At 65.0% G+C, this 8,593-nt stretch carries 7 protein-coding genes and 1 rRNA gene; 1 reads left to right on the top strand and 7 read right to left on the bottom strand.

All coding sequences use genetic code 11. From position 1 onward, the window contains the following. From H5V44_RS04985 to H5V44_RS04975, 3 genes are all read right to left on the bottom strand, one after another. Positions 1-549: ribosomal RNA gene (locus H5V44_RS04985) — 16S ribosomal RNA — on the bottom strand; the annotation flags it as partial. 572 nt (positions 550-1,121) lie between these two features. After that, entirely contained in the window at positions 1,122-1,916 is a 795-nt protein-coding gene (locus H5V44_RS04980) for an HAD-IIA family hydrolase (RefSeq protein WP_185191991.1), read from the bottom strand. A 231-nt stretch (positions 1,917-2,147) separates the two neighbouring features. Then, the gene (locus H5V44_RS04975) at positions 2,148-3,491 is read right to left on the bottom strand and encodes an aminomethyl transferase family protein (RefSeq protein ID WP_185191990.1); all 1,344 of its coding nucleotides are present in this window, start codon (positions 3,489-3,491) and stop codon (positions 2,148-2,150) included. A gap of 210 nt (positions 3,492-3,701) precedes the next feature. Between H5V44_RS04975 and H5V44_RS04970 the strand changes: the two genes are divergently transcribed. Next, entirely contained in the window at positions 3,702-4,385 is a 684-nt protein-coding gene (locus tag H5V44_RS04970; RefSeq protein ID WP_185191989.1) for a glycerophosphodiester phosphodiesterase, read from the top strand. 34 nt (positions 4,386-4,419) lie between these two features. On the opposite strand, the gene H5V44_RS04965 is transcribed toward H5V44_RS04970, so the two are convergent. Genes H5V44_RS04965 through H5V44_RS04950 form a run of 4 tightly spaced genes read right to left on the bottom strand, consistent with a single transcriptional unit; the run spans position 4,420 to position 8,576 of the window. Continuing rightward, the gene (locus H5V44_RS04965) at positions 4,420-5,454 is read right to left on the bottom strand and encodes an ABC transporter ATP-binding protein (protein ID WP_185191988.1); all 1,035 of its coding nucleotides are present in this window, start codon (positions 5,452-5,454) and stop codon (positions 4,420-4,422) included. Continuing rightward, entirely contained in the window at positions 5,455-6,378 is a 924-nt protein-coding gene (locus H5V44_RS04960) for an ABC transporter permease (protein WP_185191987.1), read from the bottom strand. Then, positions 6,375-7,355: an ABC transporter permease gene (locus H5V44_RS04955; RefSeq protein ID WP_185191986.1), complete on the bottom strand. Its 981-nt coding sequence runs from the start codon at positions 7,353-7,355 to the stop codon at positions 6,375-6,377. The genes H5V44_RS04960 and H5V44_RS04955 overlap by 4 nt, the downstream gene beginning before the upstream one ends. Positions 7,356-7,358: 3 nt before the next feature. After that, a complete protein-coding gene (locus H5V44_RS04950) occupies positions 7,359-8,576 on the bottom strand; it encodes an extracellular solute-binding protein (protein WP_185191985.1) in 1,218 nt (405 codons plus the stop codon). Positions 8,577-8,593: the final 17 nt, after the last annotated feature.

Raw genomic sequence — 8,593 nt, 5'->3', positions numbered from 1 at the left:
TTCCCGACGGACTTGCGAGGCCAGCTACGGACGCTTTAGGCCCAATAAGATCGGCCATCACTCGAGCTGCCGGTATTACCGCGGCGGCTGGCACCGGTCTTGCCCAGCTCTTGGTACTGTACTGCCCTACAGTACAGGATAGCGAGGACGATATGCCCTCGCACTTGGAGTCCCCTTATCGCACTGGCGTGCAGTGTAAAGGTTTCGCGCCTGCTGCGCCCCGTAGGGCCCGGAATCTTGTCTCAGATTCCGTCTCCGGGCTCTCGCTCTCACGACCCGTACCGATTATGGGCACGGTGGGCCGTTACCCCACCGTCTACCTAATCGGCCGCAGCCTCATCCTCCAGCGCCGTAAGGCGTTTTGGCCTCTCGGCGGTTCCAGCGTGAGAGGGGTATGGCGGATTAGCCTCAGTTTCCCGAGGGTGTCCGCCGCTGAAGGGTAGGTTGGCCACGTGTTACTGAGCTATGCGCCACGAGTCTGAACTCGTACGACTAGCATGGCTAAATCGGACTCCAATAGCAATGGCCTCCGGCAGGATCAACCGGAATGGGTTCCCCGCGTGAACGGGGAGGGTTGGCGGGATTTCTCCTCGTGAAAGGAGGAATCACCAAATTGTGGATTGCACAGATCCTACTGCGTTGCATCGCGTCGTATTGCATTGGTTGCGTGGTCCGTGTGGTTCGGGCGACACCGGACAGGTGTCACCGAACCACCAAGGCTAACATCAGATTCCATCGTGTACGGCGGACCGCAGGGGTGGAATCCTCATTCCGTGTCCAACACAGTCGAACCGGTGGACGGGTATAAACCCGTTGAACCGGGGCCGACGTGGCCGGACGGCGAGTGGGGACGGGGTTGAACCGCCCCCAGTCGCGTGGTGTGCTTCGCATTACTTATCGAAGTGTGGTTTGTACTTAACCTCGTTGATTCGCCCCGACGTGGGAACGATCGTGACCACGCCGGATAGGGGCTGTAGGGAACCGCTCGGTCGTCGGCAGTCGACCCCGGCAACGCCGATTCGCCGATCCTCGCGTTCACTTTCACTCCACGGTCGGACCCGTTGTGTCGGGCACGATTTCTCGGGACCGGGAGATGCGTTTGGAACGCTTCTCGACCGCCGTCAGCGGTCATCGAGGACGTCACCGATCCCCCCCAACGAGTCGATGACGTAATCGGGATCAGCCTCCGCCCCGGGGATCATCTCCCGGTCGGTCACCCCCGAGAGCACGAGCACGGTGGTCATCCCCGCGCGTTCGCCCATCAGAATGTCGGTCTCGATCCGATCGCCGATCATCAGACAGTCCTCGGGGGCGACGCCGATCTCCCCGACCGTGATCTCGACCATCCGCGGGGAGGGCTTCCCGAGCACCTCGTCGACCGTTCGGCCGGTCACCGCCTCGATCGCGCCGATCATCCCCGCCGCGTCGGGGACGGCCCCCGACTCCGTTGGACACGTCCGGTCGGGGTTCGTCGCCAGGAACGGCGCCTCCCCGTCGTCGAGGGTCCGGAGCGCGACGTCGAGGTCGTCGTAGTCGAACCCTCGATCCATCGACGCCACGACGAGATCCCCCGAGTCGTCCGTGGTGGTGTCGACGCCGGCGTCGTGGAACTCCTCTATGAGCGGGGCTTCGCCCACGACGAACGCCGCCGACCGGGGATACCGGTCGCTGACGTACTGGGCCGTCACCCACCCCGAGTTGATCACGTGCCGCCGCTCGGCGTCGATTCCGAGCCGGCGCAACTTCTCGCTGTAGTCCCCCCGGCGCGCGATCGCCTTGTTCGTGAGAAACCTGACGGGGCCGACCGACTCCCGGAGCCGGCGGATCCCGTCGCCGACGCCGGGGATGAGGCCGTCGCCGAGGTACACCGTCCCGTCGAGGTCGAGGACCGCGGCCTCGTAACCGACAGCGCTCATCGTCGGGTCCTCGGCGGGCGTCCGACGGTTCCGGTGGTGCGGATCGATGCCGTCTCGGTCGCCCCCGCCGGGTGGGACCGAGGTCCCGGCGAGATTACCGACACTATGTGATCCATCGGTAAATACCTCGCCGACACCGTAATTAATTCTTTTGTGCGCCCGTCGGGCGGCCGGGTCGTACGCCCGTCGAACCCCACGTGCCCGGACGCCGGCGGCCGGGTCCGGCCGGTCTCATTCGTCGAGGTCGACGTAGGGGTTCGGTGCGACGGTCGCGGTGATCTCCGTTTGGACATGGTCTTCGACCTTCGGGTTCGGGGAAGTGCCGCCGGGCTCGCCCCACACGAGCGTGACCTCGGTGCCTGGGTCGCTGTACTCGGGGTCGACGAGAGCCAAGGAGAGCACGGATCGCTCGTTGTACGTGTACCCGAAGTACTTCGAGAGCCCCGCGGTCTCGTTGCCGCTCCGGACCTCGTCGTAGTGAAAGACCGCCCAGTACGGCATCGAGAGGTCGAAGTACTTGTACGTCTCCCCGTCGCGGAACAGCGACGCGAGGATGTCGACGACGTCGTCGTCGTCCCACACGAGCGTCACCTTCTCGCGTTGCGGCTCCTCGGCCATCTCCATTACCGCCTCCCGGCCCACGAACTCGTGGTCGAAGTCGACGAACCGCTCGTAGCCGAGTTCGATCGGGTTCAGGTAGTACTCCGAGACGTCGTCGGGGTCGAAGCTGCCGCCGAGGGTACTCGTCGCCTCGTAGCTGTCGGCGTCGAGCCACTCGCGGTAGTCGGCCATCGAGTCACCGAAGATCGCCGGGAGCGGCCGTGCGATCCATCCCTTCTCCTGTCCTTGGGCCTTGTAGCTTTTCTCGCCGAGCTGTCGGATCCCGTACGCCTCGCCCGCATCGAGGAGCGCGTCCCTGACCGCGTCGCGTTCCGCCCACGGCCCCCAGATCTCGAAGCCCGCGTTCGACGCCATCGCGTGCCGCAACGCCCGAACCTCGACGCCGCCGACCGTGACCGCATCGAAGTTGAAGAAGGGGATCTCCGGCAGCGACCCCTCGACGGCGTCCCGCATCGTGTCCAAGGCGTGAGGACCTTGGAGCTGATATCTGAACGTCCGGTGCGGTTCGTCCTTGTCGTGGTACCGCTCGTCGGCCTCCGCGGTGGCGTCGTAGTCGCCGGTCGCGAGGTTGTACTCCACCCAGTCGGGCGCGACCGGGGTGCCAGTGAGCTTCAGGCGCTCCTCGTCGAGATAAAACAGGATGGCGTCCCCGATCACGTACCCCTCGGGGTTGCAGGCGACGAACTGCTTGGCCTGTCCGGGCTCGAAGCCCCCGAAGTCGTTGATCCCGAGGTCCGCAAACACCGACAGGGCGTCGGGACCCTCGACGTAGAGGTCCTTCTGGTGGTGCGAGAGGTCCGAGAGCGCACACGTCTCCCGCCAGCTCCGCACCTCCTCGATCCAGTTCGTGAACTCCGATTGCACGGGGTAGGGATGTCGACCCGGGTTGTTGCGGAGGAGGGCCGTCGGACTCTCGGCGGCGGCGAGGGCGTCAGCGAGGCTTCCGTCGCTCATTCTGTCGTGGACGTTTCCGACAGTCTAACTTAAAAATTATCACCAATAACCAGAGGAAAAGTAAACTGACGACGCCCTCGAGCGGGCGGTGACGCTGGGGAGTCTATGCCCGACGACCCAGCGGGCGTCCGACCGGAGTCGAAGCTCCTGTGGTCCCCTGTCGACGGCCCGCCGGCAACCTATTACTGCCGTCGTCGCCATAGTCGGGGTATGGACTACGTCGCCCACCGGGGGTACGCCGAGGAGTTCCCGGAGAACACGCTCTCGGCGTTCCGCGGCGCCGCCGCGTCCGCCGACTGGATCGAGTTCGACGTGCGTCGGTGTGGCTCGGGTGAACTCGTCGTCTGTCACGACGGGACACTGGAGCGACTCGCCGACGACGAGCGGACAGTCGGGTGTACCCCCTGGTCGGAGCTCCGGACGGTCGAGGTGCTCGGATCCGGGGAGACGATCCCACGACTCGACGACGCCCTCGACGCGATTCCCCCGGACGTCGGGGTCCAGATCGAACTGAAGGAACTGGACACCGCCGCCGACGTGCTGGCCGCGACTGCGGACCACGACAACCCGGCGATCCTGATCTCGTTCAGCCCGCTTGCCCTCCGGGAGGCGCGGGAGGCGGACCCCGACGCCCCGCTCGGGTACGTGCTTCACGACGGCATATACGGCGACGATCCCGAACTCGGCATCGACACCGCCGCCAACCTCGGGTGCGAGGCGGTGCATATGTACTACGCCACCGGGTCGGAGCCGGCCGTCGTCGAGTACGCACACGACCACGGACTGGCAGTGCAGACGGCGGTCCCCGAGGCGGGACCGACGGAGGGCGTTCTCGAAACGTGCCGGACCGCCGGCGTGGATCGGCTCAGTACGGACGAACGCCCCGAGCACTGAACGCCGACCGGCCGAGCCGGTCCCGAACGCCGCGTCAGGACCGGTCGATGAAGTGGACGTCGGCGGGGTCGACCGCCAGCGTGATCGTGTCGCCCGGGGTGTACTCGAGGCGGGGATCGAGATGGAGCGTGAGCGACTCCCCGTTCGGGAGGGTTGCGAGCACCTGGACGTGCTCTCCGAGGTAGAACGACTCCTCGATGGTCGCCTCGAAGGCCCCCGACTCGGAGACCTCGAAGGCCCCCGGCCGGATCGTGGCCGTGACCTCGCCCTGGAAGGAGGCCGCTCCGGTCTCGGCGTCGATCGCGGCGAACCCGAGGTCGAGCCGGCCATCGGAGATCCGGCCCGAGAGGAGATTGGAGGTGCCGATGAAGTCGGCCACGAAGGCGTTGGCCGGCTGTGCGTACACCTCCTCGGGTGGTCCCACCTGTTCGAGGATCCCCTCGTTCATCACGGCGATCCGGTCGCACATCACCATCGCCTCCTCCTGGTCGTGGGTGACGTACAGCGCGGTGACTTCGAGTTCGTCGAGGAGGCTCCCGATCTCGCGTTGGAGCCGGTTTTTCAGCTGGGCGTCGAGCCCGGTCATCGGCTCGTCCAACAGCAACACGCGCGGTTCGATCGCGAGCGCACGGGCCAAGCCGACGCGCTGTTGTTGACCGCCCGACAGGGTCGTCGGATCGCGGTCGCCCATCCCGCCGATGTCCAGCATCTCGAGGAGACGCTGCGCACGCTCCTGACGTTCGTCGGCGGGCACGTCCCGCATCTTGAGCCCGAACTCCACGTTCTGTCGCACGGTCATATTGTCGAAGAGGGCGTACGATTGGAAGACAAGCCCCACGTTGCGCTGCTCGGGTGGCACGTTCGTGACCGACTCCTCGCCGAACAGCACGTCGCCGTCGCTCGGCGTCTCGAACCCGGCGACCGTCCGAAGCGTGGTCGTCTTCCCGCAGCCCGACGGTCCGACGATCCCGAGCGTCTCCCCCGACTCGACGGTCAGCGAGACGTCGTTGACCGCAACCGTGTCGTCGAAGCGCTTCGTGATGTTCTGTAGTCGTACCCGTTCAGACATCTATTTGGCCCCTCCAACGGAGAACCCGCTCTGCCCGGTCCGTCGCAGGAGTGCGGTCACGCCGGCCACGATGATGAAGTAGATCGAGACGGCGGCCGCAGTCTGCAGGATCGGGCTGTTGGTGATATTGTTGTACAGGAAAATCGAGAACGGACGAGGGCCCCGGGAGTACACCATATACGTGAAATTGAACTCCGCGGCCGCCAGCGTCCAGCAGATGATCGAACCGGCAATGATCCCCGTCTTCGCGTTCGGGATGATGACCGTGAAGAACGTTCTCGGCCACGACGCCCCGAGCGAGCGGGCGCTTTCCTCCAGTTGGCGAAGGTCCATCCCCTCGAACGACGACTGGACTGCCAGGACCATATACGGGGCTTTGAGCAGCGAGTACCCGATCACGAGCGCCAACGCGCTGGGCAGGTCGGGATAGGTGCGAAGGAACGCGATCCCGAGGATGACACCCGGGACGATCGGGAGGACCGCGAAGGTGTTCACCCAGCCGCGCCCGTAGAAGTCGTATCGCGTGACCGCGTACGCGACCGGGACGCCGACAATCAGGTTGATCACGACGCCGCCGAGCGCGAGCACGACGCTGAAGAAAAGCGAGAGGAAGGGGACCGTCACCGTGTAGCCGAACGCTCGGAAACTGAAGGATCCGAGGGCACGCTGGGCGCCGACCGTATCGGTCAGCCCCAACACGTGTGCCCAGTTCTGGAACGTGAAGAACCCCGTCGGAATCACGCCAGTCCACTCCGATGCGAACGAGGCGATGACGGTGAAAAACACCGGCGCGATGAGGAAGACGACCGTCACCGCGATGAGGCCGGTCACGGCCCGGCGTCCGAACGCCGCCGAGAGTCGGCCGATCCGGTCCGGATCACGCTCGGGGACGTCTCCGGTCTGAACCGACTGTTTGTTGCTCATTCCGTCACCTCCGCACTCGTGTATCTGAGTCCCAGGAAGGTGAACAGGACGGTAAACACGAAGAAGAGGACGGCGAGGGCGGACGCGTTGGCGAGGTTGAACCCGACCTGGATCTCCTGGTCGAACCGGAACGTGATCACCGACAGCGCCTTCAGCACCAGCACCGTCCCGAAGATGGCGAGTGCGGTCCGGAACGTGAGGATCAACGCCCCCACGATGCCGGGACGGATCTGCGGGAGGGTCACGTAGCGGAACGTCTGTAGCGGGGTCGCACCGAGGGCTCGTGCGGCCTCCTCAGCGTCGGTATTGACCTCCGCGTAACTGCCGCGCAGCAGGAAGGTCGCCCGCGGAATCATCGAGTAGAGATACCCGAAGAACAGCCCCAGAACGGCGAGGAACGACCCCGATACCTGTCCGGTCAGTGCGATCCGAATCGGGCTTGCCCCGGTGAGCCAGGCGACGATGTTGGTGATCACTCCGGTCTGGCTGAACCAGAGGATTATCATGAACGCGGCCACGATCCCCGGAAGGCTGATCGGGAACGAAATCAGCGTCACGAGAAGCCCCTCGCGCGGGAGATCGTACTTCTCGAGGCCGTGTGCGATAGCCACGCCGAACGCGACGCTGACTACGGTCGTCAGCGCTCCGAACCACAGGGAGTTCCACACGACCAGTCCGTACACCGGGTTGGCTTCCATCCCGCTTCCGATCACCGGAAGGTACGCGACCACGGACGTCACGATCACCTCGTAGCTGCCCAGCTGGAACCCCTGGAGAGCGAAGTTGGATTCCGAGACGCTCATACGTACCAGCTGGTACAGCGGGACGAACGCCCCGAAGACGGCCAAAAGCAGGAACGGGAGCGCGAGCACGGCGATACGACGGCGCTTCCTATCGGCCTCGGTGATGGGTACGAATAACCGAGTTGCCCCGGTTCGGAGCCGCCCGAACAGGGCCCAACTGTCGCTCGTCGCCATCGTTCAGTAACCCGTCAGACCGACACCTTCGCCGATGTTTTGAATGATCGACTCCTGGTTCTCGACGAGTCTCGTGTAGTCGACCTGGAACTGCGTCTCCTCGTACCGGCTCTGTGCCGGGAACTCCTCGGGCAGTTCGAGTTCCGGCGCGCGGATCGGCCGGACGTACGCGTCGAGGAACTGCTTTTGTCCTTCCAGGGAGAGGACGTAATCCATGAACAGCTTACAGGCCTCGGGGTTCGGCGCCCCCTTCAGCATCCCGTAGCCGTACGGCTGGTTCATCGCTCCCTTGTTGCCGTCGACCCCGTTGAGCAGCGTCACGCCGACCTTCTCCTCGGCGATCGCATCGGAGTTGTACTTCAGGTCCAGCCCCGTGTAGTCGTACTCGACGAAGGAGCCGATGTTCCCCTTGGTGAAGTCGCCTTCGAGGTTCCCGCGGAACGTCGTCCCCATGTCCTGCAGCTCCGTCATATACTCGATAACGGGCTGGACGTTGTCGAGGGACCCGCCGTAGGCGTTGTTGATCGAGAGCGCGCCCGCCAGTCCGACGGCGGCCTGTGGCGGCTGGATGACGAGGTCCTGTGCGATGTCCGGGTTCTTGAGGTCCTCCCAGGTCTCCGGCTCCTCGATGCCGCGCTCCTCGAAGATGTCCTTTCTGTACGTCAGGGCGGTCGTCATCCGCCGCGTCGCGGTCATGTGCCCGTTGTCGGTCTTGAGCTTATCGGGGACCTTGTCCCAGTTGGCCGGCTTGTACGCCTGCGTCAAGCCGTCCTTCATCGCGAGGATGCCGAAGGTGTACCCGCCGTTGTACGCCGAGTGGGTGGGGTCCTGCGCGTTCGCCCGGAGGTCAGACAGGGCCTCCCCGGAGGAGCGCTGGTCGTCGTTGAGCGCGACGCCGTACTGATCCTGGAAAGCCTGCATGATCGCCCCCCAGTTCGACCACCCGGTCTGGACCGCGTACACGTACAGCTTTTCCGGGAACTCGCTTGCGCTGACGGTCGTCTCGAACTCGCCGTACCCGACTTCGTACGTCTCCGCACCGCCACCGGCGTCGGTGGTGGTGCTGTCGCCGTCACCGCCAGTATCCGTGCTACCGCCGCCATCGCCGTCGCCGCTGCCGCCGCCGCCGCCGCTGATACACCCGGCGAGGCTCCCGCCGAGTAGTGCGCCGCTCGATGCGAGGATTTTCCGTCGCGTCCGTGGGTCGTTGATTGACACCATCGCTACTGACAATAAAA

The organism is Halobellus ruber (assembly GCF_014212355.1).
Lineage (GTDB): Archaea > Halobacteriota > Halobacteria > Halobacteriales > Haloferacaceae > Haloquadratum > Haloquadratum rubrum.
The sequence above is the reverse complement of the archived record's forward strand: the minus strand, read 5'-3'. Positions and strand labels throughout refer to the sequence as shown.